Below are 24620 nucleotides of genomic sequence, written 5' to 3'. Positions count from 1 at the left end.
CGTGACTTCCTACCGTCTTGGTGTACTGGAGGGCGACGGCATCGGCCCCGAGATCGTCCCGGCCTCCGTTCTGGTCCTGGACGCCGCGCTCGCCGCCGCCGGCGCCCCGCCCGTGGAGTGGGTGGAGCTGCCGCTCGGCGCCTCCGCCATCGGCACGCACGGCGACGCGGTACCGGAATCGACGCTGACCGCGCTCGCCGAGCTGGACGCCTGGCTGCTCGGCCCGCACGACAGCGTCGCCTACCCCGAGCCGCACCGCTCCAAGCTCAACCCCAGCGGCACCATCCGCAAGCACTTCGACCTGTTCGCCAACATCCGCCCGGCCAAGTCCTTCGACGGCGCCGACGCCGTCGTCCCCGGCACCGACCTGGTCATCGTCCGCGAGAACACCCAGGGCTTCTACGCCGACCGCAGCACCTACAAAGGCACCGGCGAGTTCATGCCCACTCCCGACGTGGCCATCGCCATGGGCATCATCACCCGGCCCGCGGTCGAACGCATCGCCGTCGAGGCGTTCGAGCTGGCCACCCGCAGACGCGGCAAGGTCACCATCGTCCACAAGGCCAACGTGCTCAAGTTGACCACCGGCCTGTTCCTCGACGTCTGCCGCGAGGTCGCCGCCCGCTACCCCGGCGTGAGCGTGGACGACTTCCACATCGACGCGATGACCGTCCATCTCGTGCGACGGGCCGACGACTTCGACGTCATCGTCACCGAGAACATGTTCGGCGACATCCTGTCCGACCTGACCGGCGAGATCGCCGGATCCCTCGGCATCGCCCCGTCCATCAACTCCTCCCACGAGCGCGCCATGGCCCAGGCCGCCCACGGCTCCGCCCCCGACATCGCCGGACGGGACCTGGCCAACCCCATCGCGATGATCCTCTCCAGCGCCATGCTGCTCGACTGGCTCGGTGCCCGCCACCAGGAGCCCGGCCTGGCCAGGGCCGCCACGCTGATCGAGGAGACGGTCGCAGAAACCGTCCGCTCCGGCACCCGTACCAGGGACATGGGCGGCACGGCGGGCACCCGCGCGTTCGCCGAGGCCGTCGCGGCCGGCGTCAAGAGGGCACGATGAGCCTGACGGTCGCGATCGTCAACGCCACGCCCGCCTCCATCCAGCCCGCCACCGACGGGCTCGACGAGGGCTTCCCGGAGGCCACCGCCTGGCATCTGCTGGATGACCGGCTCGTGACGGAGGCTGACGCGGCCGGCGGCCTGACGCCCCCGCTGACGCGCCGCATGCTCGCCCTGATCGATCACGCGGTACGCGGCGGCGCGGGTGCGGTGCTGCTGTCCTGCTCGATGTACGGCCCGGCCGCCGAGCTGGCCCGACGGCTCCACGACGTGCCGGTCACCGGCTCGGACGAGGCGATGTTCGCCCACGTCGCCCGGCACCGCCCCGGCAGGGTGCTGGTGCTCGGCTCACTGAGCTCGGCGGCGGCCGACTCGGCGAGACGGCTCGAGAACGCGGCGTACGGCGTCGAGGCGCACGCGGTCGCGGCGCCGGGAGCCGCCGCGGCGGCCGCAGCCCGCGACTGGCCCGGCCTGACCGACGCGCTGGCGCGAGCCGCCGAACCCCGCCTCGGCCAGGTCGACCTGGTCCTGCTCGGCCAGTACTCGATCAGCCCGGTGCATGCCGAGCTCGCCCGGCGGCTGGGAGTCGAGGTCCTCAGCCCTCCGCTGATGGCGGCGCGGGCGCTGCGCGAGGCACTGACATGAGCGCCGTACTCGGTTGCGTCGCGGACGACTACACCGGCGGCACCGACGTGGCCGCGGCCTTGCGCCGGTCAGGTCTGCGCACGGTCCTGCTGTTCGGCATCCCAGGCTCCGGGACCACCGTCCCGGACTGCGACGCCGTGGTCGTCGCGCTGAAGACCCGCTCCCTTCCCGCGAAGGAGGCCGTGGCCGTGTCGCTGGCCGCGCGGAGCTGGCTCGCGGGGGAGGGGGTGCGGCGCGTCTACGTCAAGTACTGCTCCACCTTCGACTCCACCGACGAGGGCAACATCGGCCCGGTCGCCGACGCGTTGACGCAGGCGGCCGGGGCCCGGCTGACCGTCGTGTGCCCGGCGGCGCCGGAGCACGGCCGCACGGTCTACCAGGGGCACCTGTTCGTCGGCGACCGGCTGCTGTCGGACTCGCCGATGCGCCATCACCCGCTCACCCCGATGACCGACCCGGACCTGATCCGCGTGCTCGGACGGCAGACGCCGCACCGCGTCGCACTGGTCTCACATCGGACGATCGAGCGCGGCGCGGACACCGTACGGGCGGCGCTGGACGAGCTGGAGGCACAAGGCGTCCGTTACGCGGTCACCGACGCCATCGGCGACCGAGACCTCGACGTCATCGCCCGCGCCACCGCGCACCTGCCCGTGATCACGGGCGCGGCGGGGCTGGCCCGCGCGGCAGGCGCGTGGGAGGTGACGCGGGGTGCCAGGACACGGGACACGGCGGACGGCGACGAGGCGGGCGCACCTCCGCTCGCTGCGGGGCCGGGGGTGGTGCTGGCGGGCAGCTGCTCGGCGGCCACCCTGGAGCAGGTGGCGCTGGCACGCGGGCGCATGCCGTCCTACCGACTGCGTGCTGACAAGGACGACCTGGTCGAGGATGCCCTTCAGTGGCTGGAGGCCCACTTCGGCGAGGAGGGGGGCGTCATGGTCTACTCCTCGGCCTCACCCGAGGAGCGTTCGCCCGGCTCCGCCGGCCTGCTGGAGCGGACGCTGGCCGCCGTCGCGTCGCGCGCCGCCGGGCTCGGCGCCCGGCGCATCGTCGTCGCCGGCGGCGAGACCTCCGGTGCCGTGGTCAACGCGCTCGGGGTGACGGGGGTGATCGTGGGCGCCGAGGTGGATCGGGGCGTGCCGTGGCTGTTCACCACCGGCCGCCCGCACCTGGCACTGCTCCTGAAGTCCGGCAACTTCGGCCGCCCTGACCTCCTGGTCCACGCCATGGAGGCGAGATGACCGACACCACCGACACCACCGGCAAGATCGGTACGACGGACGCGGCCGGCCGGGCACGCCAGGTCGTCGACCTGGGCTCCTCCCTGTTCGGCAGGCGGCTCACCCACGGCCGGACCGGCAACATCAGCGTCCGCACGGACGACGGCTTCCTGATCACGCCGACCGGGGAATCCCTCGGCGACCTGTCGCCCGCCGGCCTGTCGCTCGTCAGCCTCACCGAGGACCACCTGGACGGGCCGCGCCCCTCGAAGGAGGCGTTCCTGCACGCCGCCTTCTACCGCGCCCGCCCCGACGCGGGCGCGGTGGTCCACCTGCACAGCACCCACTCCGTCGCCGTCTCCTGCCACGACGGCCTGGACCCGGACGACGTGCTGCCGCCCCTGACCGCCTACTACGTGATGCGCGTCGGGCGGCTGCCGCTGCTGCCCTACCACGCGCCGGGCGACCCGGCGCTGGGACCGATCGCCGAACGGGCCGCCCGGACAGCGCACGCCCTGCTGCTGGCCAACCACGGTCCCATCGTCGCGGGCCCGGACCTCGCCGCGGCCGCCGACATCGTCGAGGAGCTCGAGGAGACGGCACGGCTGTGGCTGCTGCTGCGCGAGCGGCCCACCCGGCCGCTGACTCCCGCGCAGGCCGCGGACCTGAACGCCCGCTACGACGTACGAAGGAGCACCTCGTGATCCCAGCCGCTGATCTGGCCGGCCTGGCCGCCCGCATCCTCGTCGCGACAGGAGTCCCCGGCGAGGACGCCGCGCTGGTGGCCGACAGCCTGGTGACGGCCGACCTGTGGGGACACCCCTCGCACGGGCTGCTCCGCCTCAGCTGGTACGTCGACCGCATCCGGTCAACCGCCATGCGGACCGTCACCGAGGTGGCCACCCTGGTCGACGCGGGCGCCGTCGCAGTGCTGGACGGCCAGGACGGCGTCGGGCAGGTCGTGACCGCGCGCGCCTGCGGCGAGGCCGTACGCCGGGCCACCGGCCACGGCGTCGGTGTGGTGGCGGTGCGCAACAGCAACCACTTCGGCACCGCCGCCTACTTCACCCGCATGATCGCCGCCGAGGGCTGCGTCGCGATCCTCACCACCAACGGCAGCCCCGCCATGGCGCCCTGGGGCGGCAAGGAGAAGAGCGTGGGCGCCAATCCCTGGTCCATCGCGGTCCCCGGCCGACGCGGCCCGGTCGTTCTCGACATCGCCAACACCACGGTCGCCCGCGGCAAGATCTACGCCGCCCTGGAACACGGCGAACCCATCCCGCGGGAGTGGGCCATGGACGCCGACGGAACGCCCACCACCGACCCGCGCACGGCCATCGAGGGGCTCCTCCTGCCCATGGCAGGCCACAAGGGCTACGGCATCTCCTTCATGATGGACGTGCTGTCCGGCGTGCTGACCGGCAGCTCCTACGCCACCGACGTCGCCGGCCCGTACGTGCCCGACCGGCGCAGTGGCTGCGGCCACCTCGTGTTCGCGCTTCGCGTGGACGCGCTGGCCGACCCCGAGGAATTCGGCCGGCGGCTCGACGACCTGATCGACCGCACCAAGGCGGTGCCACGCGCACCGGGCGTCGCGGAGATCTTCTATCCGGGCGAGATCGAGGACCGCAACGCCGAGGCCGCCCGGAGGACCGGGGTGACGCTCGCGGCCAAGACACTGCGGGACCTGGGCAGGTTGGCGGCCGAGCACGGCATCGAGGTCCCCGCCGAGGTGGCCGCGTGCTCGTCGTGATCGTCACCCTGCAGATCCGGCCCGGCAAACTGCAGGACTTCCTCGACGGCATCGCCGCCAACGCGCGCGCCACCCGCGACGAGCCTGGCTGCCTGCGCTTCGACGTCCAACGCAGCGCCGACGACCCGCACCGGTTCCTGCTGTACAAGATCTACCGGGACGAGGCCGCCTTCCACCAGGAGCACCGGTCCGCCCCGCACTATCCCTCGTGGAGAGCGGCGGCCGCCGAATGCGTCGAGGCGGGCGGGCACGTGAACACCTTCTGGCTGCCCGCCTTCCCCGAGGACCTGCCCGAAGCCGCCCTCGCCGCGGCGGCCCGGCCGACGCCCCCCGAGCACCTGGGCTCATGACCATGTCGACGACAGGAGCGGCCATGTCCGGCAGTCCCGAAACCCTGCGCGTGGGATCCCGCGAGGTGCGCATCCACCGCGTCTCCGGCCTCGCCCCGGCCCACTTGCCGTACAGCCTGCGCATCATGCTGGAGAACCTGCTGCGCCACCGGGCGCCCGCCGGACAGGTGCGGGCGCTGACCGGCTGGCAGCCGCGCGCCGAGCGCACCGCGGCCGTGGACCTGCACCCCGCCCGGGTGTTCCTGCACGACACCAACGGCGTGCCCGCGCTCGCCGACCTGGCCGCCATGCGCGACGCGATGGTCGCGCTCCGCGGCGACCCCGGCCGCGTCAACCCGGCCATCCCCGCCGAGCTGGTCGTCGACCACTCCATCATCGCCGACGTCTTCGGCCGCCCCGACGCCCTGGCCCGCAACGCCGACCTGGAGTACGAGCGCAACGCCGAACGCTACCGCTTCCTGCGCTGGGGTCAGGCGTCGCTGCGCGGATTCGCCGTGGTGCCGCCGGGCAAGGGCATCATGCACCAGATCAACCTCGAGTACCTCGCCCGCGTTGTCATGTGCCACGACGGTACGGCGTACCCGGACCTGTGTCTGGGCACCGACTCGCACACCACCATGGTCAACGGGCTCGGCACGCTCGGCTGGGGCATCGGCGGCATCGAGGCCGAGGCCGCCATGCTCGGCCAACCCGTGACCATCCTCGTACCCGACGTGGTGGGAGTCCGCCTGCACGGCGAGCTGCCGGTCGCCGCCACGGCCACCGACCTCGTCCTGACCCTCACCGAACGACTGCGCCACCACGGCGTGGTCGGCAAGATCGTCGAGTTTCACGGGCCCGGCGTCACCGCGCTGCCGGTCACCGACCGGGCGACGATCTCCAACATGAGCCCGGAGTTCGGTTCCACCGCCGCGCTCTTCCCCATCGACGCCGAGACCATCCGCTACCTGCGCTTCACCGGCCGCTCCGCCGACCACGCCGACCTGGTCGAGTCCTACGCCAAGGCGCAGGGTCTGTGGCACGACCCCGGGGCGCCGCCTTCGTACACCGCCGACCTCGACCTCGACCTGGCCACCGTCGTGCCGTCCATCGCGGGCCCGCGCCGACCCCAGGACCGCATCCGGCTCGACGCCGCCAAGACCGCCTTCCGCGCCCCGGCACATCCGCTCGTACAGGCCCGGCTCGCGGACAGCGGCCAGGAGATCGGGCACGGCGCGGTCGCCATCGCCGCGATCACGTCCTGCACCAACACGTCCAACCCTTCGGTCATGGTCGCCGCCGGGCTGCTCGCCAAGAAGGCCGCCGAGCGCGGGCTGCGCACCAAGCCGTGGGTGAAGACCACGCTGTCGCCCGGCTCCCGTGTCGTCATGGACTACTACGGCGCGGCCGGCCTGACCCCGTACCTGGAGCGGCTCGGTTTCTCCCTGGCCGGGTTCGGCTGCATGACCTGCATCGGCGCCTCCGGCCCGCTCATCGACGAGGTGTCGCGGGCCGTGGCCGAGCACGATCTCGACGTCGCCGCGGTCCTGTCCGGCAACCGTAACTTCGAAGGCCGTATCCAGCCTGAGGTCCGCTCCAACTACCTGGCCTCACCCCCGCTCGTCGTCGCCTACGCCATCGCCGGCACCATGGACCTCGATCTCACCACCGAACCCCTGGGCACCGACCCCACCGGTGAGCCCGTCTACCTGAGCGACCTCTGGCCCACCCCCGACGAGGTGCGCGACGTCATCGACAAGGTGATCCGGCCGGACATGTTCACCCGCGCCTACGCCGACGTCCTCGACGGCGGCGACCGCTGGCGGCGCCTGGACGTCCCCGGCTCGGCCACCTACCCCTGGGACCCCGGCTCCACCTACGTCCGCCGCGCCCCGTACTTGGACGGCATGACAGCGCAGCCCTCACCCGTCAGCGACATCATCGACGCCCGCGTCCTGCTCAAGCTCGGTGACTTCATCACCACCGACCACATCTCACCGCCCGGAGCCATCCCGCCGGCCGGCCCGGCCGGCCGCTACCTCACCGATCTCGGCGTGCCCCGCCGCCAGCTCAACACCTACGCCTCCCGGCGCGGCAACCACGAAGTCATGATGCGCGGCACGTTCGCCAACGTCCGCCTGCGCAACCAGCTGCTCCCCGGCACAGAAGGCGGCCTCACCCCGAACTTCCTGGACGGCGGCACGACCACCACCGTGTACGAGGCGGCCCGCGCCTACCAGGAAGCCGCGACACCCGTCGTGGTGCTCGCCGGAGAGGGCTACGGCGCCGGCTCCTCCCGCGACTGGGCCGCCAAGGGCCCCGCGCTGCTCGGCGTGAAAGCCGTCATCGCCAAGTCGTTCGAGCGCATCCACCGCTCCAACCTGATCGGCATGGGCATCCTCCCGCTGCAGTTCCTGCCCGGCCAAGGCGCCGACGAGCTGGGCCTGACCGGCCGTGAGCAGATCACGATCACCGGCCTCGAACCGCTCAACGAGAGCCGCCGGCCGCGGACGCTGACCGTCACCGCCGGCGACTTCACCTTCCGGGCCGGCCTCCGGCTCGACACCGACCGCGAAGCGGACTACTACCGGCACGGCGGCATCATGCCCTACGTCCTGCGGAGTCTCCTGGTGTGAAGCGTCGTGGTGCTCAGCGGGTCCGGCGATCGGGGAGCATGTCGTCGTCGGGGATGGCCTCCGCCCGGCTCCGCTGCGCCGGCTGCGCGTCCGCCCAGCGCCGCAGGGTGTCCGTCGCCGCCGTCCGGTCGGCCTCCGACAGCCGGGAGATGTTGGCGCCGTGGTTGGCGCCCGGTGCGACATACAGGTAGGAGTCATGCCTGCTCGGCGTGAAGCGCTCGGCGCTCCACGGATCGTTCTCGCCGTAGATGAACAGGATCCGCTCCGACCGGGCGCGCACCCAGCGGTCCACGTCCAGCATCGGCTGCGGATCGTGCCGGGAGCGCAGCTCGGCGGGGATCACCGAGTTGGGCTGGTAGAGGCCGCGGTGGCGCACCAGCCCGCGCAGGTGCCGGAACTCCAGATCGGGCCAGCCGAGCTGGGTGGCAGCCTGGTAGTAGTACGGCGTGTAGTAGTCCAAGCCCTGGTCGGTGTAGAAGCCGAAGAAGGCGACACCGTCGATCCAGGAGTAGAGCTCCTCGTCCGTGGCGGTCACGGGCGGTACGGCCGCGCAGTCCGCCTCGGCGGCGTACTGCCAGAACGCCCACACCGTGTCGAGGATCGTCATCTCGAACGACCGGTCCACGCTGCCGAGTGTCCTGGTGAAGGTGTAGCCGTTACGCGTGGCGTCCGCCTCCAGCAGCGCCACCATCCGGTCCCGCCGCTTGAGCGCCTCCCGCTGCACGCCGGCCAGCGCGGCCCGGCAGGACTCGGAGCCGACCTGGGCGAAGAACCTGTCGTAGGTGTGATCCAGGTGATTCAGCCGGTCGTTCGGCGCGACGTAGGCGACCACGCCGTCCACGTCGTCGGGGTAGAAGCGCCGGTGGTAGATGGACGTCATGCCGCCCTTGCTCGCGCCCGTCTGCAGCCATCTGCCCGAATAGACGGTCTTGAGCGCTTGAACGATCCGGTGCTCGTCCGTCGCCTCCTGCCAGATGGTCAGGTCGTCCCAGTCGGCCGGCGCCGGGCGCGAGGAGCGGAAGAAGCGGTGCTCGACGGAGACCTGGTTGCCGTCCAGCAACTGGGTCGGTTCCGTACGCGAGGCCGTGGGGTTGACGGGCAGGCCGTAGCCGCCGGTGTAGAGGACGACAGGGGCGTCGGCCGACCGGTGCAGCAAGGTGAGCCGCTGCTCGAACGTCGCCCCGCGCGGACGCCGGTGATCGACCGGCTGGGTGAAGGTCAGGACGAAGAACCGGTGACCCGCCGGCTGCGACTCCGACACCACCGTGAGCCCCGGGATGGCGGTGAGCCTGTCGAGCAGGTCGTCCTGCGCCGCCACGGACGCTGGGCCGACCGACGTGGCGAGGGCTGCGGCGGTGGCCGGCGGAGCGTGCGGACTGAGGGCCGTCACGACGGCCATCGATGCCGCCAGCACGGCCAGGCGCGGGGATCGCACGATCGCGTCTCCTTCGGGGGGACCTGTATCGCATGACGGTATACCGATCAAGGGCCGCCGAACAGTGCCCCGTCCTCCGCGCCGGGACGCTGTCAGCCGGCGCTGGTGATGACCGCGAAGCGGGCGCCGTGCGGGTCGGTGAGGAAGGCCATCCGGCCCACGTCCTCGACGTCCATCGCCGGTGCCCGCACCGAGCCGCCGAGCTCCTGGCACCTGGACACCGTGGCGTCGCAGTCGGGCACCTCGAAGTAGATCAGCCAGTGGGGGGAGTCGCCGGGCTGCACCTCGGCCAGGCCCGCCATCGAGGTCTCCTCCTGGTCGCCTTCGGCCGGTGACACCACGGGATAGGTGAAATCACCCATGGACAGCTCCGCGATCCGCCAGCCGAAGACCGACCGGTAGAAGCCCTGGACGGCGGCGGGGTCGGGGACGTAGAGCTCGGCCCAGGCCAGCGAGCCGGGATCGGTGACCAGGTCGAGGCCGCGATTGGCGCCGGACTGCCAGACGGCGAACTGGGCGCCCGCCGGGTCGGTGAACTGGGCCAGGTGGCCCTGCCCCTCGATCTCCATCGGCCGGACGCGCACGGTGCCGCCCGCGCGCTCGACGGCCTCGGTGGTGGCCGCGCAGTCGGGCGAGGAGAAGTAGAGCATCCACGCCGGGGTGGCACCCTCCTCGGTGATCGCGCCGATCGCGGCGACCGTCCTGCCGTCGACCTTGCACAGGCCGTAGTCGCCGCCGAAGGAGTCGAACCGCCAGCCGAACAGGCCGGTGTAGAACCTCGCCGAAGCCTCCAGGTCGGGGCTGCCGAGGTCGATCCAGCACGGGGTGCCGGGCTGATACTGCGTGGTGAGCATGGGACGCTCCTTCGTCATGAACCGCTGCGGACCCATTGACTCCGAGCCTCGCACGTCCCGCTGACAGAATCGGCGCGACACGCTCAGTCGAATATATGTTTGAACGATCACGTACACTCGAAGCCATGAGAGCTGTATTCCAAGCGTCTCTGCTGGGCGTGGACGAGGAGCTCGGCTTCGGGGAGCTCGGTTCGGCGGTCCGCAGGACGTCGCTGGAGCGGGGCGCGTGGCTCGATGTCCGCCCTGGCTGGGTCTCCGGGGCCGACACGCTGTTCGAGCGGCTGGCCGAGACGGTGCCCTGGCGGGCGGAGCGGCGCAAGATGTACGACAAGGTCGTGGACGTGCCGAGGCTGCTGAAGTTCTACGACGAGGACGAGCCTCTGCCCGATCCGATGCTGGACGACGCCCTGCGCGCGCTCAACGACCACTACGCCGCCGAGCTCGGCGAGCCGTTCCGCACCGCAGGCCTGTGCTTCTACCGCGACGGCCGCGACAGCGTGGCCTGGCACGGCGACACCATCGGGCGGGGCGGCAGCGAGGACACCATGGTGGCGATCATCTCGGTCGGCAGCCCGCGTCCGCTGCTGCTACGGCCACGCGGCGGCGGCCCGTCGATCCGCCACGACCTGGGCCACGGCGATCTGATCGTCATGGGGGGCAGCTGCCAGCGCACCTGGGAGCACGCGATCCCCAAGACGGCCCGCCCGACCGGCCCGCGCATCAGCGTCCAGTTCCGCCCCCGGGGCGTGCGCTAGGCCCGGTCCCCGCACCGGCCGCCCTGGCTGATCCAGCACCCGCCGCAAGCGGCGCGGCTCGGGGTCGGTGACGTGCGGCGAACGGGCTGGGCGCTCAGCGGCGGTCGAAGGTGAGGCGGGCCACCCGCCCCTGCTCGCCGGAGGCCCAGCACGACAGGTCCCGCGTGCACGACACCGTGTCGAACGAGCCGGTGTCGAAGGTCCGCCACGTCCGCCCGCCCGTGTGCGTGACGTCGCTGCCCGCCGGCCCCACGGCGATGGCCGCGAACGGCGAGTAGGGCAGCCAGGTCACCCCGGACCTGTAGGCCGGAGGCGGCGTGGCCGAGGTCCTCCAGGTGGCGCCGCCGTCCCTGGACAGCGCCGCCGCGCTGGGCGATGCCTGGTCGGGCCGGTAGTCGCCGCCCACCGCGACACCGTGCCGCGCGTCGCGGAAGGCCACCGCGAAGACCCCGCGCGCCGGGTCGCCGGCCGGGATCGGCGTGTCCGCCACCGTCCAGGTGCGTCCCCGGTCACCCGAGTGGAACACCCGCGAGCGCCCGGCCCCGCCACTGGCCAGCCAGACGTCCCGCCCGCCGGAGGTGACCAGGCACTGCCCGCTCGCCGCGAACCCGGCCTCACCGGGCAACGCCTCGGGCATGCCGTCGGCGGGCAGCACCCGCCAGCTCCGCCCGCCGTCCTCGGTGGCGAGAATCCTGAACCTGCCGTCCACCGGGTCGCTCATCGCCAGCCCGTGCCGCCGGTCGAAGAACGCCATGCAGTCGTAGAAGGCCCTCGGCTCGTCGTTGGTGAAGGTCTCGGTCCAGGTACGGCCGCCGTCCTCGGTCCGGTAGACACGCGAGTCGGCGCCCTCGCCGATGGACAGCACCACGGCCCGGCGCGAGTCGAACGCCTCCACGTCACGGAACTGCAGGGCGGCGGCACCGGGCGGGGACACGTTGCGCCAGGTCCGGCCGCCGTCCACGGTACGCAGCACGGTGCCCTCCGACCCCGAGGCCCACACCACGTCCCGACTGACCGGCGACAGCCCTCGCAGCCGCGCGGTCACCCCGGTCTCCGTCAGCTCCCACCCCAGAGCCGGCGTGGTGACCGCCTGAGCGGTCAACGGGGTGGCGGCCACCAGACAGGCCACTGACAGCACGCTCAACGCGAACCGAAGTCTCATGTCAGGCAAACTAACCCAAAGGATCACCACCGTCCACGCCTTGGATATTGCGCTAGTGATCCTGTGGCGGGATCCGGGTCCAGGCCGGTGGTGGTTCGCAGGCTTCGAGCCAGGCGGTGGGAGGAGTGAGCCGGGCGCCGAGGATGCCGCAGACGATCGCGCAGGTGGTGTCCACGTCGCCCCCGGCGCCGGCCGTGGTCCAGAAGGCGCGCTCGAAGTCGTCCAGGTGGCGGGCGGCGGCCCACAGGGCGAACGGAACGGTGTCGTGCGCGGTGACGTTGCGGCCGTTGCCCAGCATGCGGGCGGCCAGCAGTGGATCGCTGATCGTCAGGAGCCGGCGAGCCTCGGCGATCCCGTCGCGGACGAGGCCCGGGGGAGTGAGGTCCAGGACCGCGTCCAGGAAGCCGCCGCGCGAAAGGGCGGCCTGCGAGGCGGTCAGAGAGGCGGCGACGGCTACGGCGACCGCTCCGGCGACCGCCTCCGGGTGGGTGTGGGTGACCAGCGCGGACCGCTCCGCCTGCCGTACGGTCTCCGTCAGGTCCCCGGCGAACCAGGCGCCGAGCGGCGCGACCCGCATGGCGGCACCGTTGCCCCAGGAGCCCTTGCCGTCGAAGACCTCGGCCGCGAGTGCGCGCCAGTCGCCGCCCTCCCGCACCAGTCGCAGCATGCGGCCGGTGGAGGGGCCGTAGCCGCGATCGAAGTCATGGTGCCCGGCGAAGGCGGCGGCGAGATTGTCCTGGTCGATCGTGCCGTGGTCGGCCAGGACGTGGTAGACGGAGCAGGCCATCTCGGTGTCGTCGGTCCACTGCCAGGGCGCGGGCGGCAGGGTGCGGGCGTCGAGATGCGGGCGGTTGGCCGGGACGAAGAACTGGGAGCCGAGAGCGTCACCGACGGCCAGGCCGTACAGCGAGCGTACTGCGGGATCGGAAGGCATCGGCGCCCATTATGCACCTCGATGATCTCTTGGTGCTCGCCCTCGCTACCGCCGCCCGCCGAACGCCCAGTCGTGGACCTCGATGCCGGCGTACCGGTCCGGGGTCAGGACGGCGCGTGCCGCATCAGGGTCCGGCGCTCGGACCAGCAGCGCCGTACCGAGCCAGGCGGTGCCGTCGTCGGACAGCAGCGGCCCGTACGCGATCAGGTCGTCCTGGTCGGGCGGCGGGACAAGGTCGGCGGGCTGCCCGGAGCCGAGGCCCAGCACCAGATAGCGGTTGCCGTCCTCCCGGCCGCCGGGGAAGTCCCACATGGTGCGCCCCAGCACGTTGCGCCATCGGCGCAGCATCACGTCCCGGTACACGCCGGCCTGGTAGGTGGGCTCGTCGAAGGCGAACGCGCGCGCGGCGGCGGGATCCGGCAGGTCGACGATGTGCACGCTGCCGGTGGCCGTGTCGCCGCCGCGGTCGAAGGTGGGGCCACGGGCGATCAGCTCCGCGGCGTAGCGGTCCATGTAGGACCAGTGCTCTTCCCGCAACTTGTCGCGCAGCGCCATGGAATCAGGACGATCGCGGTGGTAACAGAAAAACTCCATGCCGCCGATTTCTACCCTGGAGCGCGGCGACCGATCTTCGCGTCACCTGCGGAGCTCTTTGATCTGGTGGACGATACTGGGATTGAACCAGTGACCTCTTCCGTGTCAGGGAAGCGCTCTCCCGCTGAGCTAATCGTCCTTGGAGGTGGAGACGGGATTTGAACCCGTGTGGACGGCTTTGCAGGCCGCTGCCTCGCCTCTCGGCCACTCCACCAAGTGACTTACTTAGAGCGGAAGACGGGATTCGAACCCGCGACCCTCACCTTGGCAAGGTGATGCTCTACCACTGAGCCACTTCCGCGTTGCCCATTAACTCTAGCGGGTTTTGCGACCGGATGCTCACTTGAGGCGGCGGGCGACGCTTCGCTCGGTGGCGGGCAGGCTGAGGAAGATCTCCAGGATGCGGGTGAGCCGGTGCACCTCGATGCGGTGGAAGGCGGGACCTTCGGTGCGGGCCAGCAGGAGGGTGAGGGCGAGCGGCGGCAGCGGGGCGTGGATGATGTGCAGGCCGCCTTCGAGCGTGCGGGCCGTCGGCCGGGCCGGGACCGGCTCCGGCAGCGCCACCTGCTCCGGGGCCCGCCAGCTCGCGTAGACGACGCCGCGCTCGGCCGCCGTGGCCGCCCAGTCGGCGCTGAACAGCACCGGCAGCGAGTCGACGAGCGTGTTCAGCGCCCGGTCGCCCGCGGTGGTGATGTATTTGAGTATCTCCAGCTCGGGATAGGTGCCGGGGGCCTCGCGGGTGCTCCAGACGCCTTCGACCGTCACCTCGGGCACGCTTTCCAGGCCGTCGCGCAGCGCCTGCTTGGAGACCTCGTCAGGGCAGTGGACCGTCAGGTCGTCCATCGCCCGGCCGGCGCCTCGTTCGAGGACCGTGACCTGGGTGATGTCGGTGCCCGCGGCGCCGAGAACCCTGGTGATCCGGGCGAGAGAGCCGGGTTTGTCGGGCAGCGTGATGCGCACGCGAAGAAGCATCCATCCCTCCCCGAGCGAGATGCCGGTTCACACACTATCCGGCGAATACCGCTCGCGGCTCGACCTGCGCTACAACTGACGGGGTGAAGATTGGGCCGATCGAGGTGTGGCCGCCCGTGGTGCTGGCGCCCATGGCGGGCATCACGAACGCGCCGTTCAGGGCGCTCTGCCGGGAGCAGGGCGCGGGGCTGTTCGTGTGCGAGATGATCACGACGCGGGCGCTGGTGGAGCGCAATCCGAGGACGCTGCGGATGGTCAGGTTCGCGGAGTCGGAGTCGCCCAGGAGCATCCAGCTGTACGGAGTGGATCCGGACACGGTGGGCCTCGCGGTCAAGATGATCGTCGAGGAGGACCTGGCCGACCACATCGACCTCAACTTCGGCTGCCCGGTGCCCAAGGTGACCAAGCGGGGCGGCGGCTCGGCGTTGCCGTACAAGCGCAATCTGCTGCGGCGGATCCTGCGGGCGGCCGTCACGAACGCGGGACCCCTGCCCGTGACGATGAAGATGCGCAAGGGCATCGACGAGGACCACCTCACCTACCTCGACGCGGGCCGCATCGCGGTCGAGGAGGGGATCGCGGCGATCGCCCTGCACGCCCGTACGGCGCGGCAGCATTACGGCGGGGTGGCCGACTGGGACGCGATCGCGCGGCTCAAGGAGGCGGTGCGGGACATCCCGGTGCTGGGCAACGGCGACATCTGGAGCGCCGACGACGCCCTGCGCATGGTGGCCGCCACGGGCTGCGACGGCGTCGTGGTGGGCCGGGGCTGCCTGGGAAGGCCGTGGCTGTTCAAGGACCTGGCCAACGCGTTCGACGGCAGCCCCGAGCGTGCCCGGCCGACGCTCGGCGAGGTGGCCGCGATGATGGCCAGGCACGCCGAAGGGCTCACCGACTGCTTCGACCTCGAGCGCTACGCGGTGACGGACTTCCGCAAGCACGTCGGGTGGTATCTCAAGGGGTTCACGGTCGGCTCCGAGCTGCGCCGCGCGCTGGGCACCGCCGACTCGCTCGACGGGCTGCGGGAGAGCCTGGCCCGGCTGGAGCACGACCAGCCGTGGCCGCCCCACACCGACACCCCGCGCGGCAAGTCCGGCGAGCGTGACAAGGTGCACCTGCCGGACGGCTGGCTGGACGACCAGTGGGACTGCGACGTCCCGCAGGACGCCGAGTCGGACCTCTCCGGCGGCTAGTGCGGGCCGGTGGCCTCCACGCCGCAGGGGCCGCCTCCGGTGGCGACCTCCAGGCGGACCGGGTCGCCGGACATGGTGAGCGTGCGGTAGTAGTCGGAGATGCGTTCGGCCGAGCGGCCGACGTAGTGGCAGATGAAGCTGCGCCGGAAGCGGTCGGCCGTGGTGTTCGGCTCCGAGCCGTGGACCAGGCTGCCGTTGAAGAAGAGCACGTCGCCCGGCTCCATGTCGACCGGCACCCGCTCCAGGCCGGGCGGAGGCGGGACGAAGTCCCTGGTGAAGGAGACGCCCGGATCGGCTTCCTCCGGGCAGAACAGGTCCATCCGGTGCGTGCCGGGCACCACCTCCAGGCCGCCGTTCGCCCGGTCCACCCGGTCCAGCGCCACCCACGCCGCCACGCAGGTCCCCGGCTCGACCCGCAGGTAGAAGTTGTCCTGGTGCAGCGCCTGCCCCCTGGCTCCCGGCGGCTTGAAGTAGAACATGCTCTGGGCTGCTAGCGGCTCCTCACCGAGCAGCTCTTCGAGCACCGCGCAGAACCGGGAGTCGAGCAGGTAGCGCAGGGCGAGATCGTTCACCTGGTGCGGGTGCATGATGCGCGGGTAGTCGCGCAGGATGTCGTACGGCCTGCCGGGCTCTTGCGGCTTGGGGGCGAAATGGCCGGGGATCGGGCCGCCGGCGTGCAGCGCCATGAACTCCTCGCGCAGCCCGGTCACCTCGTCGGGGGACAGCATCTGGGGGACGAGCACGTAACCCTGGTCCTGGAAGTCGTTGAGTCTCATGGCGTTCACGCTAGGCGGCGGGCACGTGCGAGGGTATGACGGTGACCGCTGAGGACATGTCCGTTCCTGCTGCCGAGCTGACCATCGTGGGCCACTACGACCAGCCTCCCGGCTACGCCACCCGCCGTGCGTCGGGGGCGCCGAGCTGGCTGCTCATGTGGACGCAGGCGGGGGCCGGGCACGTCGAGCAGTCGGGTGTGTCGTTCCTGGCGGGGGCCGGTGACCTCGTGGTCCTGGGGCCGGGGGCGGCGCACCACTACCGGGTCGCGCCGGGGGCCGGGCGGTGGCGGTTCTGGTGGGTGCACTTCCAGCCGCGCCCGTCGTGGCCGGGGTGGCTCGCTCCGCACGCCGCCGCTCCCGGCTGCCACCGGGTGGCGGGCGTCGCGCCCGCCCTGCACGACCGCATCGACCACGCCTTCGGACGAGCACTCCGCGACGCCCGCTGGCTGCCGCCCCCGGCGCTGGAGAACAGCCGGTCCGGGGCGCTGGAGAGCGGCCCGGCCACAGTGCCGGGATACGTGCCGGGCGACGTGCCGGGCGAGCCGCCGGTCACCGCCATCGCCGGGTCCGCGGCGGCGCGGGAGCTCGTGCTCGGGGCGGTGGAGGAGGTGCTGGTGCTGGCCACCGCGTCGGCCCGCCGCGGCGGGGAGGGCGGGGAGGGCGGGGACGCCCGGATCCGCCGCGCGCTCGCGCTCATCGCCGCCGAGCCGGGCGCGCCGCACTCGGTCGACTCCCTGTCACGAACGGTGGCGCTGTCGCCGTCGCGCTTCGCGCACCTGTTCACCGCCGAGACCGGCCGCACCCCGATGCGCGCCGTGCGCGAGGCCCGGATGCGGTACGCGGCCACCCTCCTGGAGGCGACCGACCTCGACATCGGCCAGGTGGCCTCCGCGTCCGGCTTCGTCAGCCCGTTCCACTTCAGCCGCGCGTTCCGTCAGGAGTACGGCCTGCCGCCCCGCGACTACCGAGCCCGCCACGCCATCGGCTGACGTCGTTCCGCCACGATTCATGTCATTCTCAACCATGGTCACGACTCTGCTGTTATCCGCTGCTCTCGCCGCCTCGGCCACCATCGGTATCCCCAACGGGTTCATGCTGTACGAGAAGGCGGCGGCCAAGAAGGACGACAACCCGGAGCACAGCTGGCGGGTGAGCGCCAAGAAGAGCGCCAAGCTCGTCCTCAACCCCTGCGACAGCGCCAAGCTCGGCCAGTCCGGGCGCACGGCGGCCAAGACCCTCGTCTACACCGCCGTGCCCGACTACTCCAAGTCCGAGCAGGTCATCCTCTACGCCTCCCGCTCGGCGGCCAAGAAGGCGCTGACGGACCTGCACAGGGCCGCACGGGCGTGCGGCACCTCCGGCTACCGCTACTCCGGCGGCGCCGTACGGCTCGGCGACGGGGCGCTGGCCGTCACCGGCCAGGCATACCAGGGCAAGAAGGTCGCCATCGGCGGTGAGCGCGGCCTCGTCACCCGCCGTGGCAACGCGCTGCTGATCTACACCGTGGGCGGCGAATGGAGCAAGCCGGCCAAGGCCGACTTCGAGCAGCAGACCAAGGACACCAGGCGGATGCTGGCGAAGATCTGCCGCATCGCCTCCTGCTGACCAGGCCCGTACGGCAAATGTCTCGATCTTGGGACACTGTCATGACGCTACGCCGAACTTTCCGGCGCGACACTTGAGGAACAAGCGTGTGCCGGGGCGCCCTTGCCAGTCCGTTCCGGCACACGCTGATCCATTCTCAGAGCCTGTTGAGCCCGACCACGTGGACGACCGCTCGGCCCTCCTCGTCGGAGGCGGCCAGGTCGATCTGCGCGTCGATGCCCCAGTCGCCGTCGCCCGCCGGGTCCTTGACCGTCTGGCGGACCTTCCACAGGCCGCTCTCCTCCTCGATGCGCAGCAGCGCGGGCCCCCGCGCGTCGGCGTCGGTGAGGATCTCCTCGTGCTCGTCGTAGTAGGCGTCCAGCGCGGCGCCCCAGTCGACGTCCGGCGCCAGCTCGGCCAGCTCCGCCTCCTTCTCCAGCGAGCAGAGCTCCACCAGCCGGAACATCGCGTTGCGCACCAGCACCCGGAACGCCCGCGCGTTGCCGGTGACCGGGCGGACCTTCGTCTCCAGTGCCTGGCGCTGCTCCAGCGCCTCGTCCGGGTTGGCCAGCTTCTCCCACTCGTCGATCAGGCTGGAGTCGACCTGGCGGACCAGCTCGCCGAGCCACTCGATCAGGTCGACCAGGTCCTCGGTCTTGAGATGCTCGGGAATGGTGCGCGACAGCGTGCGGTAGGCGTCGGCCAGGTAGCGCAGCACCGTGCCCTCGGACCTGGACAGCTCGTAGAACTGGATGTACTCCCCGAACGTCATCGCCCGCTCGTACATGTCGCGCACCACCGACTTGGGGCTGACCGTGTAGTCGCCCACCCACGGATGACCCTGCCGGTAGGTCTCGTACGCGCCGAGCAGCAGGCTCTCCAGCGGCATCGGGTACATGATCTCGGCGAGCGCCTCCATGCGCTCTTCGTACTCGATCCCGTCGGCCTTCATCTCCGCGACGGCCTCGCCCTTGGCCTTCTTGAGCTGCGCCGACAGGATCTGGCGCGGGTCGTCCAGGATGGACTCCACGATCGAGACCAGGTCCAGGGCGTAGCCGGGGGCGTCACGGTCGAGCAGGTCGAAGGCGGCCAGCGCGAACGTGGACAGCGCCTGGTTGAGCGCGAAGTCGTCCTGGAGGTCGATCGTCAGCCTGGCCCGCCGGCCCTGGTCGTCGGGCTCGGCGAGCTGCTCGACCACGCCGCCCGCCAGCAGCGACCGGTAGATGGCGATGGCCTGGCTGATGTGCCGCCGCTGCCACTTGCGGTCCTCGTGGTTGTCGGTCAGCAGGTGCTTCATCGCCTGGAAGCAGTCGCCCGGCCGGTTGATCACCGCCAGCAGCATGGCGTTGCTCACCTTGAACCGCGAGTTGAGCGGCTCGGGCTCGGCGCTCTGCAGCTTCTCGAAGGTCTCCTCGCTCCAGCCGACGAACCCCTCCGGCGGCTTCTTGCGGGCGTAGCCGCGCCGCCGCTTCGGGTCGTCGCCGATCTTGGCCAGGGCCTTGGCGTTCTCGACGTCGTGCTCGGGCGCCTGGCAGGCGACGTAACCGATGGTGTCGAACCCGGCGCGCCCGGCGCGGCCGGCGATCTGGTGGAACTCCCGGGCGCGCAGCCGCCGTACCTTGTTGCCGTCGTACTTCGACAGCGCCGTGAACAGCACGGTCCTGATCGGCACGTTGACGCCCACCCCGAGGGTGTCGGTGCCGCAGATGACCTTCAGCAGCCCGGCCTGCGCCAGCCGCTCCACCAGCCGCCGATATTTGGGCAGCATCCCGGCGTGGTGCACGCCGATGCCGTGGCGCACCAGCCGCGACAGCGCCCGGCCGAAACCGGTGGTGAACCGGAAATGGCCGATCATCGCGGAGATCGCCGCCTTCTCCGCCTTCGTCGCCATGTTGAGGCTCATCAGCGACTGCGCCCGCTCCATCGCCGCCGCCTGGGTGAAGTGCACCACGTAGACGGGCCCCTGGCCGGTGCTGAGCATCTCCTCCAGCGTCTCGTGCAGCGGGGTCATCCGGTAGGAGTAGACCAGCGGCACCGGCCGCTCGGCGTGCTTGACCACCACGGTCGGCCGCCCGGTGCGCCTGGTCAGGTCGCGCTCGAACATCGACACTTCGCCGAGCGTCGCCGACATCAGGATGAACTGCACATTGGGCAGCTCCAGCAGCGGCACCTGCCACGCCCAGCCGCGATCCGGCTCGGCGTAGAAGTGGAACTCGTCCATCACCACCTGGCCGATGTCGGCCGCCGCGCCGTCGCGCAGGGCCACGTTGGCGAGGATCTCCGCCGTGCAGCAGATGATCGGCGCGCCCGGGTTGACGCTGGCGTCGCCGGTCATCATGCCGACGTTCGCGGTGCCGAAGACCGCGCACAGGTCGAAGAACTTCTCCGACACCAGCGCCTTGATCGGAGCGCTGTAGAAGGTGCGGATGTCCCTGGTCAGCGCGGCGAAGTGGGCACCCTGGGCGACGAGGCTCTTGCCCGAGCCGGTGGGCGTGGCCAGGATCAGGTTGCTGCCGGACACCACCTCGATCAGCGCCTCCTCCTGCGCTGGATAGAGGGTGAGCCCCCGTTCGGAGTTCCAGGACACGAACGCGTCGAAGATGGCGTCGGGATCGGCATCGATGTCTTCGGGCAGGCGGTCAATGAGAAGGCTCACACACCTATCCTGCCGAAGTTCACAGCATGGTCGGACCGGTCTTACCGTCCGGAGTCGAGTCGGAGCGGAACGGTGTCCAGCCACGTGCCGCTCACAGCTGGGCGCGCGGGCCCGTCACCAGCAGCCCGCCGAGGATCGCCAGGATCGCCACGACCGGCGTGAGCCCCGGCGCGAACCCGGCCACCATCAGCGCCAGCAGGCCGCCCCCGACGAGCGCGGTCGCGGCCAGCGCGCTCGTCCAGGTGGCCTTCCCGTACGGCAACGTGGGCGGCTCCTCGAACCGGGCGAAGCCCTTCAGCAGCGGCCACATCGTCAGGCCGAGCAACGTCAGCCAGATCGGCCATCCGGCGAGCCAGAAGGCGCCGCCGGGTGCGGGTGTGTCCAGGCGCATCCCGACCACGACCACCCCGGTCACCACGAACAGGGCCGGCATGTGCCACAGGTACGCCGTCATCATCCGCGGCCCCGCCCAGGCCAGCGGGCGGCTGATGGGCAGGCGCAGGATCCACGGCCGCAGCAGCGCCGCCAGCCCGATCTGCCCGACGGAGACGGCCAGCATCGCCAGCGTGGGCGGCGCCATGTTGGACATCTCGGCCCCCGGCAGGCCGATCATGCTGCCCGGGTAGGGGCCGTACCCCACCAGCAGCGCGGCCGCCCCGAAACCGCCGGCCGCCATCAGCCACCGGGCGGGGGTGCCCCGGTCGAGCCGCCCGTCGGCGTACAGGAAACCGAGCTGGTGGACCGCCAGCCAGACGAACACGATGTTCAGGTATCCGAGCGCGTCGAACCCGGTCGAAAAGCGCACCACGTCCGTCAGCGCCGCGCCGGCCGCCAGCGCGGCCGGCACCCTGAGCCCGTGCCTGGCGTGCAGGCGCATCATGTACGGCGTGGCCGTGACGGCGATCAGATAGACGGCCAGGAACCACAGGAGCTGGCCGGTGAGCTTGGCGCCCACCTCCAGCGGCTGTGCCGGCACGCCGAACATGAGCAGCAGGTGCGGGAGCGGGATCCACACCGCCGCCAGCGGCAGCAGCGGCCACGCCAGCCGCCGCAGCCGGACGACGAGCCACTGCGGCCCGCCCTGCGCGGCAAGGCCGAAGCTGATCGCGTTGGCCGCGCCGCCCGCGAAGAACACCAGCGGCATCACCTGACTGAGCCAGGTGACCACCCACACGCCGGGAGTCGACAGCGCGTTCCCCGTGGTCAACCGGTCGCCGTCGAAGGAGAGCACCGGGATGGTCCAGTGCTGGAACACCACCGCCGCCATGCCGAGCACCCGCAGGACGTCGATGAAGGGATCCCGGACCCGAGCCGGCGCCGCGGTGCGCGGTGCTGCGGGTCGCTCCAGCAGGACGGCCATGGGGGCCTCGATTCGGTGGGGGAGTGGTGCACTCAAGGCTCCCGCCGGGACAGTCTCCGCACATTGACGAGAACCGCCGTCTTGCGGTCGCCTTCCCACCACCGGCCCCGGTAGGGCTGTCCTTACCCCTGGAGGCGGGCGCACCGGGTCGAAAAGGGGCGCAGGGGGATTTAGCGTGTGTGGCATGCGCTCCCTGATGAGGCGTGTCCTGCTGGACACCCGCTACACGCTGGTGGGGTTCCCCACGACCGTGATCACCTTCGCGCTCATGCTCGTCGGCCTGGCCGCCGGGGTGGGCACCGCGGTCGTGTGGATCGGCGTGCCCGTGCTCGCCGGCACCCTCATGGTCGCGCGCGGATTCGCGGACGCGGAGCGTGGATGGCTGTCGGACGTGCTCAAACGCCCTCCGGTACGGCCCCGCTACAAGCCGGCCCCGGTGGGCGCGGGACGCTTCCGCAAGCTGATCAACCCGCTCACCAGCGGGCAGTCGTGGCTCGACCTGCTGCACGGCATCGTGAACTTCCCGATCGCGCTCGTCGCGTTCGTGCTCACCGTGGTCTCCTGGGCGATCCCCTTCGCCGGGCTGACCTATCCGATCTACGGCGTCATCACCTCCCGCATCCCCGGCAACGTGGAGTTGCCCGAGCTGCTGGGCATGGGCACCGGCTACCTGATCAACCTGATCTTCTACGTCAGTCTGGGGCTGTTCTTCCTGTTCCTCATGCCGTTCACGGTGCGCGGCGCCGCGCTGCTGCGGGCCGGGCTCGGCCGGGTGCTGCTGACCGGCGTCGCCGAGCTGCACACCCGCATCGACGACCTGGCCGAAGGACGGGCCGCCGCCGTGTCGGCCGAGGCCAACGCGCTGCGCAAGCTGGAGCGCGACATCCACGACGGCCCCCAGCAGCGCCTGGTCTCGCTCGCCATGGAGCTGTCCAGGGCCCAGCGCCAGCTGAACAAGGACCCTGAGGCGGCGCAGGCCACCATCAGCTCCGCGATCACCGCCACCCGCGAGACGCTCGACGAGCTGCGCGCCCTGTCCCGCGGCATCGCCCCGCCCATCCTGTCCGACCGCGGCCTGGCCCCCGCGCTCGCCGCGCTCGCCGGGCGCTGCACGGTCCCGGTCGACTTGGAGGTGCAGACCAGCGAACGGTACGAGGCCGCGATCGAGAACGCCATCTACTTCGTCGTCGCCGAGACCCTGACGAACGTCGCCAAGCACAGTAAAGCCACGGTCTGCACCATCCAGCTCATCAGCACCGGTACCGCCCTCATGCTCACCATCGGGGATGATGGGGTCGGCGGCGCACACGTCGCCAAGGGACACGGTCTCGCCGGGCTGGCCGACCGGCTCCGCGCGGTCGACGGGGAGCTCATGGTGCGGTCGCCCGAAGGCGGGCCGACAGTGATCTTTGCGGAGGTTCCGTGCGTGTAGTCGTGGCCGATGACGCGGTACTGATCAGGGAGGGCCTGGTCAGGCTGCTCGAAGAGTTCGGCTGCGAGGTGGTCGCGACCGTCGGGGACGGCGACGGCCTCGTCGAGGCGGTCGCCGAGCACCGGCCCGACGTGTCGGTGGTGGACGTGCGGATGCCGCCGTCCTTCACCGACGAGGGGCTGCGGGCCGCCGTCGAGGCGCGGCGCAGGGTCGCCGGGGCGCCGGTGCTGATCCTGTCGCAGTACGTCGAGGTGTCCTATGCCGACGACCTGCTCGCCGACGCCAGAGGCGCGGTGGGCTACCTGCTCAAGGACCGCGTCGTCGACGTGGACGAGTTCATGGAGGGGCTGAGACGGGTCGCCTCCGGTGGGACCGTGTTCGATCCACAGGTGGTGTCACAGCTGATGGTGCGCAGACGCAGGGACGATCCTCTCGCCCAGCTGACGCCTCGCGAGCGCGAGGTGCTCGGCCTGATGGCGGAGGGCAAGTCCAATCCCGCCATCGGCAGGCAGCTCGTGATCAGCGACGGAGCCGTCGAGAAACACATCAGGAGCATCTTCAGCAAGCTCGGCCTCTACGCCGACGACAGTGACCAGCATCGCCGGGTGCTCGCCGTACTCGCCTATCTGCGCTCGTAACGGCCCTGACGTTCCGGGTGGGGCCGGGCTCGCGGATCCGTGCCGGCGACCGCCGGCCTACCCCGGTATACCGGAGTAGCTGGCGCGCCCGCGGTCGTACGGCCGGAGCCTGGCCCGCTCACAGGCGCAGGGTCCGCCTGTCAGCCCCTCCTCGGCCCGCTGTCCGGCCTGAAATCCCGGATGGGTCAACGGCCGGTCCGCGCGGCGCTGCGCTGCGCGCGGACCTGGCCGCCCGGCATCAACCGAGCGCTTCGACCAGCTTCTTGCGCTGCTGGGCGCCCAGGCCGCCGAGGCGGCGCTTCTCGTCGACGCCCGCCTCCTCCATCAGCGCGGTGGCCTTGGCCGGGCCGACGCCCTTGACGGCGCGCAGCGCCTGGGAGACCTTGATCTTCTTGGCGATGTCGTCATCGCGCTCCAGCAGCTGGGAGAAGCTCAGCTCGCCGGCCTTGACCTTGCCCAGCAGAGCCGTGCGGGCGGCGCGGGCCTCCGCGGCCTTCTCCAGCGCTGCCTTGCGCTGCTCTGGGGTGAGAGTGGGAAGTGCCATGTTCTGTCTCTCCTCGGGGAGTTAACGATCGGGGATTTCTGTTACCCGTAGTGCAGTGGCTAATCATGGCG

Annotated in this window: 23 protein-coding genes and 3 tRNA genes; 13 read left to right on the top strand and 13 right to left on the bottom strand. The window is 71.5% G+C overall.

What is annotated here, in order from left to right:
- Position 1 precedes the first annotated feature (1 nt).
- Genes ACTMTF_RS28215 through acnA form a run of 7 tightly spaced genes read left to right on the top strand, consistent with a single transcriptional unit; the run spans position 2 to position 7660 of the window.
- Positions 2–1078, top strand: coding sequence for an isocitrate/isopropylmalate dehydrogenase family protein (locus ACTMTF_RS28215; protein WP_441113385.1), 1077 nt, complete (start codon positions 2–4; stop codon positions 1076–1078).
- The gene (locus tag ACTMTF_RS28210) at positions 1075–1722 is read left to right on the top strand and encodes an aspartate/glutamate racemase family protein (RefSeq protein WP_441113384.1); all 648 of its coding nucleotides are present in this window, start codon (positions 1075–1077) and stop codon (positions 1720–1722) included. The genes ACTMTF_RS28215 and ACTMTF_RS28210 overlap by 4 nt, the downstream gene beginning before the upstream one ends.
- Positions 1719–2963 (top strand): 3-oxo-tetronate kinase, encoded by a 1245-nt coding sequence (gene otnK, locus ACTMTF_RS28205; protein WP_441113383.1) that lies wholly within the window; start codon positions 1719–1721, stop codon positions 2961–2963. Before ACTMTF_RS28210 ends, otnK begins: the two co-directional genes overlap by 4 nt.
- The gene (gene otnC / locus ACTMTF_RS28200) at positions 2960–3646 is read left to right on the top strand and encodes a 3-oxo-tetronate 4-phosphate decarboxylase (protein ID WP_441113382.1); all 687 of its coding nucleotides are present in this window, start codon (positions 2960–2962) and stop codon (positions 3644–3646) included. The genes otnK and otnC overlap by 4 nt, the downstream gene beginning before the upstream one ends.
- A complete protein-coding gene (locus tag ACTMTF_RS28195) occupies positions 3643–4695 on the top strand; it encodes an Ldh family oxidoreductase (protein WP_441113381.1) in 1053 nt (350 codons plus the stop codon). The genes otnC and ACTMTF_RS28195 overlap by 4 nt, the downstream gene beginning before the upstream one ends.
- On the top strand, positions 4683–5045 hold the full coding sequence (locus tag ACTMTF_RS28190; protein ID WP_441113380.1) for a putative quinol monooxygenase: 363 nt from the start codon (positions 4683–4685) through the stop codon (positions 5043–5045). Before ACTMTF_RS28195 ends, ACTMTF_RS28190 begins: the two co-directional genes overlap by 13 nt.
- 23 nt (positions 5046–5068) lie before the next feature.
- Entirely contained in the window at positions 5069–7660 is a 2592-nt protein-coding gene (gene acnA / locus ACTMTF_RS28185; RefSeq protein ID WP_441113379.1) for an aconitate hydratase AcnA, read from the top strand.
- A 13-nt stretch (positions 7661–7673) separates the two neighbouring features.
- On the opposite strand, the gene ACTMTF_RS28180 is transcribed toward acnA, so the two are convergent.
- Both ACTMTF_RS28180 and ACTMTF_RS28175 read right to left on the bottom strand, forming a co-directional pair.
- A complete protein-coding gene (locus ACTMTF_RS28180; RefSeq protein WP_441113378.1) occupies positions 7674–9095 on the bottom strand; it encodes a S28 family serine protease in 1422 nt (473 codons plus the stop codon).
- Between the two features lie 92 nt (positions 9096–9187).
- The gene (locus tag ACTMTF_RS28175) at positions 9188–9949 is read right to left on the bottom strand and encodes a VOC family protein (protein ID WP_441113377.1); all 762 of its coding nucleotides are present in this window, start codon (positions 9947–9949) and stop codon (positions 9188–9190) included.
- A gap of 125 nt (positions 9950–10074) precedes the next feature.
- Here ACTMTF_RS28175 and ACTMTF_RS28170 point away from each other — a divergent pair, with 125 nt between their 5' ends.
- A complete protein-coding gene (locus ACTMTF_RS28170; protein WP_441113376.1) occupies positions 10075–10704 on the top strand; it encodes an alpha-ketoglutarate-dependent dioxygenase AlkB in 630 nt (209 codons plus the stop codon).
- Positions 10705–10798: 94 nt separating this feature from the next.
- On the opposite strand, the gene ACTMTF_RS28165 is transcribed toward ACTMTF_RS28170, so the two are convergent.
- The 7 genes from ACTMTF_RS28165 to ACTMTF_RS28135 form a co-directional block, all read right to left on the bottom strand.
- Positions 10799–11866 (bottom strand): WD40/YVTN/BNR-like repeat-containing protein, encoded by a 1068-nt coding sequence (locus tag ACTMTF_RS28165; protein WP_441113375.1) that lies wholly within the window; start codon positions 11864–11866, stop codon positions 10799–10801.
- A 52-nt stretch (positions 11867–11918) separates the two neighbouring features.
- Positions 11919–12800 (bottom strand): ADP-ribosylglycohydrolase family protein, encoded by an 882-nt coding sequence (locus tag ACTMTF_RS28160; RefSeq protein WP_441113374.1) that lies wholly within the window; start codon positions 12798–12800, stop codon positions 11919–11921.
- Between the two features lie 45 nt (positions 12801–12845).
- Complete coding sequence (locus tag ACTMTF_RS28155) at positions 12846–13394, bottom strand: YciI family protein (protein ID WP_441113373.1); 549 nt, start codon at positions 13392–13394, stop codon at positions 12846–12848.
- A 64-nt stretch (positions 13395–13458) separates the two neighbouring features.
- Positions 13459–13533 (bottom strand) — tRNA-Val (locus tag ACTMTF_RS28150).
- A 1-nt stretch (position 13534) separates the two neighbouring features.
- A tRNA-Cys gene (locus ACTMTF_RS28145) sits at positions 13535–13608 on the bottom strand.
- Positions 13609–13623: 15 nt separating this feature from the next.
- A tRNA-Gly gene (locus ACTMTF_RS28140) sits at positions 13624–13695 on the bottom strand.
- 38 nt (positions 13696–13733) lie between these two features.
- Positions 13734–14366, bottom strand: a complete 633-nt coding sequence (locus ACTMTF_RS28135) for an ACT domain-containing protein (RefSeq protein WP_441113372.1) — start codon at positions 14364–14366, stop codon at positions 13734–13736.
- 83 nt (positions 14367–14449) lie between these two features.
- Between ACTMTF_RS28135 and dusB the strand changes: the two genes are divergently transcribed.
- Entirely contained in the window at positions 14450–15559 is a 1110-nt protein-coding gene (gene dusB, locus ACTMTF_RS28130) for a tRNA dihydrouridine synthase DusB (protein WP_441113371.1), read from the top strand.
- Here the strand turns inward: dusB and ACTMTF_RS28125 are convergent.
- Entirely contained in the window at positions 15556–16335 is a 780-nt protein-coding gene (locus ACTMTF_RS28125) for a phytanoyl-CoA dioxygenase family protein (RefSeq protein ID WP_441113370.1), read from the bottom strand. The genes dusB and ACTMTF_RS28125 overlap by 4 nt on opposite strands.
- A 41-nt stretch (positions 16336–16376) precedes the next feature.
- Between ACTMTF_RS28125 and ACTMTF_RS28120 the strand changes: the two genes are divergently transcribed.
- Positions 16377–17324, top strand: a complete 948-nt coding sequence (locus ACTMTF_RS28120) for a helix-turn-helix domain-containing protein (RefSeq protein WP_441113369.1) — start codon at positions 16377–16379, stop codon at positions 17322–17324.
- Between the two features lie 34 nt (positions 17325–17358).
- The gene (locus ACTMTF_RS28115) at positions 17359–17940 is read left to right on the top strand and encodes a hypothetical protein (protein ID WP_441113368.1); all 582 of its coding nucleotides are present in this window, start codon (positions 17359–17361) and stop codon (positions 17938–17940) included.
- Between the two features lie 136 nt (positions 17941–18076).
- On the opposite strand, the gene ACTMTF_RS28110 is transcribed toward ACTMTF_RS28115, so the two are convergent.
- Both ACTMTF_RS28110 and ACTMTF_RS28105 read right to left on the bottom strand, forming a co-directional pair.
- Positions 18077–20575 carry a DEAD/DEAH box helicase gene (locus ACTMTF_RS28110; RefSeq protein WP_441113367.1) on the bottom strand — a complete coding sequence of 833 codons (2499 nt, stop codon included), beginning with the start codon at positions 20573–20575 and terminating at the stop codon, positions 18077–18079.
- A 91-nt stretch (positions 20576–20666) separates the two neighbouring features.
- The gene (locus ACTMTF_RS28105) at positions 20667–21935 is read right to left on the bottom strand and encodes an acyltransferase family protein (RefSeq protein ID WP_441113366.1); all 1269 of its coding nucleotides are present in this window, start codon (positions 21933–21935) and stop codon (positions 20667–20669) included.
- A gap of 184 nt (positions 21936–22119) precedes the next feature.
- Here ACTMTF_RS28105 and ACTMTF_RS28100 point away from each other — a divergent pair, with 184 nt between their 5' ends.
- Positions 22120–23367: a sensor histidine kinase gene (locus tag ACTMTF_RS28100; protein ID WP_397001828.1), complete on the top strand. Its 1248-nt coding sequence runs from the start codon at positions 22120–22122 to the stop codon at positions 23365–23367.
- Positions 23358–24005, top strand: a complete 648-nt coding sequence (locus ACTMTF_RS28095; RefSeq protein WP_397001826.1) for a response regulator transcription factor — start codon at positions 23358–23360, stop codon at positions 24003–24005. Before ACTMTF_RS28100 ends, ACTMTF_RS28095 begins: the two co-directional genes overlap by 10 nt.
- Before the next feature lie 238 nt (positions 24006–24243).
- Here the strand turns inward: ACTMTF_RS28095 and mihF are convergent, their stop codons facing one another.
- The gene (gene mihF, locus ACTMTF_RS28090) at positions 24244–24549 is read right to left on the bottom strand and encodes an integration host factor, actinobacterial type (RefSeq protein ID WP_397001824.1); all 306 of its coding nucleotides are present in this window, start codon (positions 24547–24549) and stop codon (positions 24244–24246) included.
- Positions 24550–24620 lie beyond the last annotated feature (71 nt).

Source organism: Nonomuraea sp. ZG12, from assembly GCF_052068115.1.
Taxonomy (GTDB): domain Bacteria; phylum Actinomycetota; class Actinomycetes; order Streptosporangiales; family Streptosporangiaceae; genus Nonomuraea.
Note: the sequence above shows the minus strand (reverse complement) of the source record. Positions and strands in the feature narration are given on the sequence as shown.

Excerpts from the sequence above, each read along its gene's own strand:
- otnC (WP_441113382.1), top strand. The coding sequence starts at position 2,960 with ATGACCGACACCACCGACACCACCGGCAAGATCGGTACGACGGACGCG.
- ACTMTF_RS28160 (WP_441113374.1), bottom strand. The coding sequence starts at position 12,800 with ATGCCTTCCGATCCCGCAGTACGCTCGCTGTACGGCCTGGCCGTCGGT.
- acnA (WP_441113379.1), top strand. The coding sequence starts at position 5,069 with ATGTCCGGCAGTCCCGAAACCCTGCGCGTGGGATCCCGCGAGGTGCGC.
- ACTMTF_RS28210 (WP_441113384.1), top strand. The coding sequence starts at position 1,075 with ATGAGCCTGACGGTCGCGATCGTCAACGCCACGCCCGCCTCCATCCAG.
- mihF (WP_397001824.1), bottom strand. The coding sequence starts at position 24,549 with ATGGCACTTCCCACTCTCACCCCAGAGCAGCGCAAGGCAGCGCTGGAG.
- ACTMTF_RS28100 (WP_397001828.1), top strand. The coding sequence starts at position 22,120 with ATGCGCTCCCTGATGAGGCGTGTCCTGCTGGACACCCGCTACACGCTG.
- ACTMTF_RS28175 (WP_441113377.1), bottom strand. The coding sequence starts at position 9,949 with ATGCTCACCACGCAGTATCAGCCCGGCACCCCGTGCTGGATCGACCTC.
- ACTMTF_RS28115 (WP_441113368.1), top strand. The coding sequence starts at position 17,359 with ATGGTCACGACTCTGCTGTTATCCGCTGCTCTCGCCGCCTCGGCCACC.
- ACTMTF_RS28135 (WP_441113372.1), bottom strand. The coding sequence starts at position 14,366 with ATGCTTCTTCGCGTGCGCATCACGCTGCCCGACAAACCCGGCTCTCTC.
- ACTMTF_RS28105 (WP_441113366.1), bottom strand. The coding sequence starts at position 21,935 with ATGGCCGTCCTGCTGGAGCGACCCGCAGCACCGCGCACCGCGGCGCCG.
- ACTMTF_RS28170 (WP_441113376.1), top strand. The coding sequence starts at position 10,075 with ATGAGAGCTGTATTCCAAGCGTCTCTGCTGGGCGTGGACGAGGAGCTC.
- otnK (WP_441113383.1), top strand. The coding sequence starts at position 1,719 with ATGAGCGCCGTACTCGGTTGCGTCGCGGACGACTACACCGGCGGCACC.
- ACTMTF_RS28155 (WP_441113373.1), bottom strand. The coding sequence starts at position 13,394 with ATGGAGTTTTTCTGTTACCACCGCGATCGTCCTGATTCCATGGCGCTG.
- ACTMTF_RS28165 (WP_441113375.1), bottom strand. The coding sequence starts at position 11,866 with ATGAGACTTCGGTTCGCGTTGAGCGTGCTGTCAGTGGCCTGTCTGGTG.
- ACTMTF_RS28125 (WP_441113370.1), bottom strand. The coding sequence starts at position 16,335 with ATGAGACTCAACGACTTCCAGGACCAGGGTTACGTGCTCGTCCCCCAG.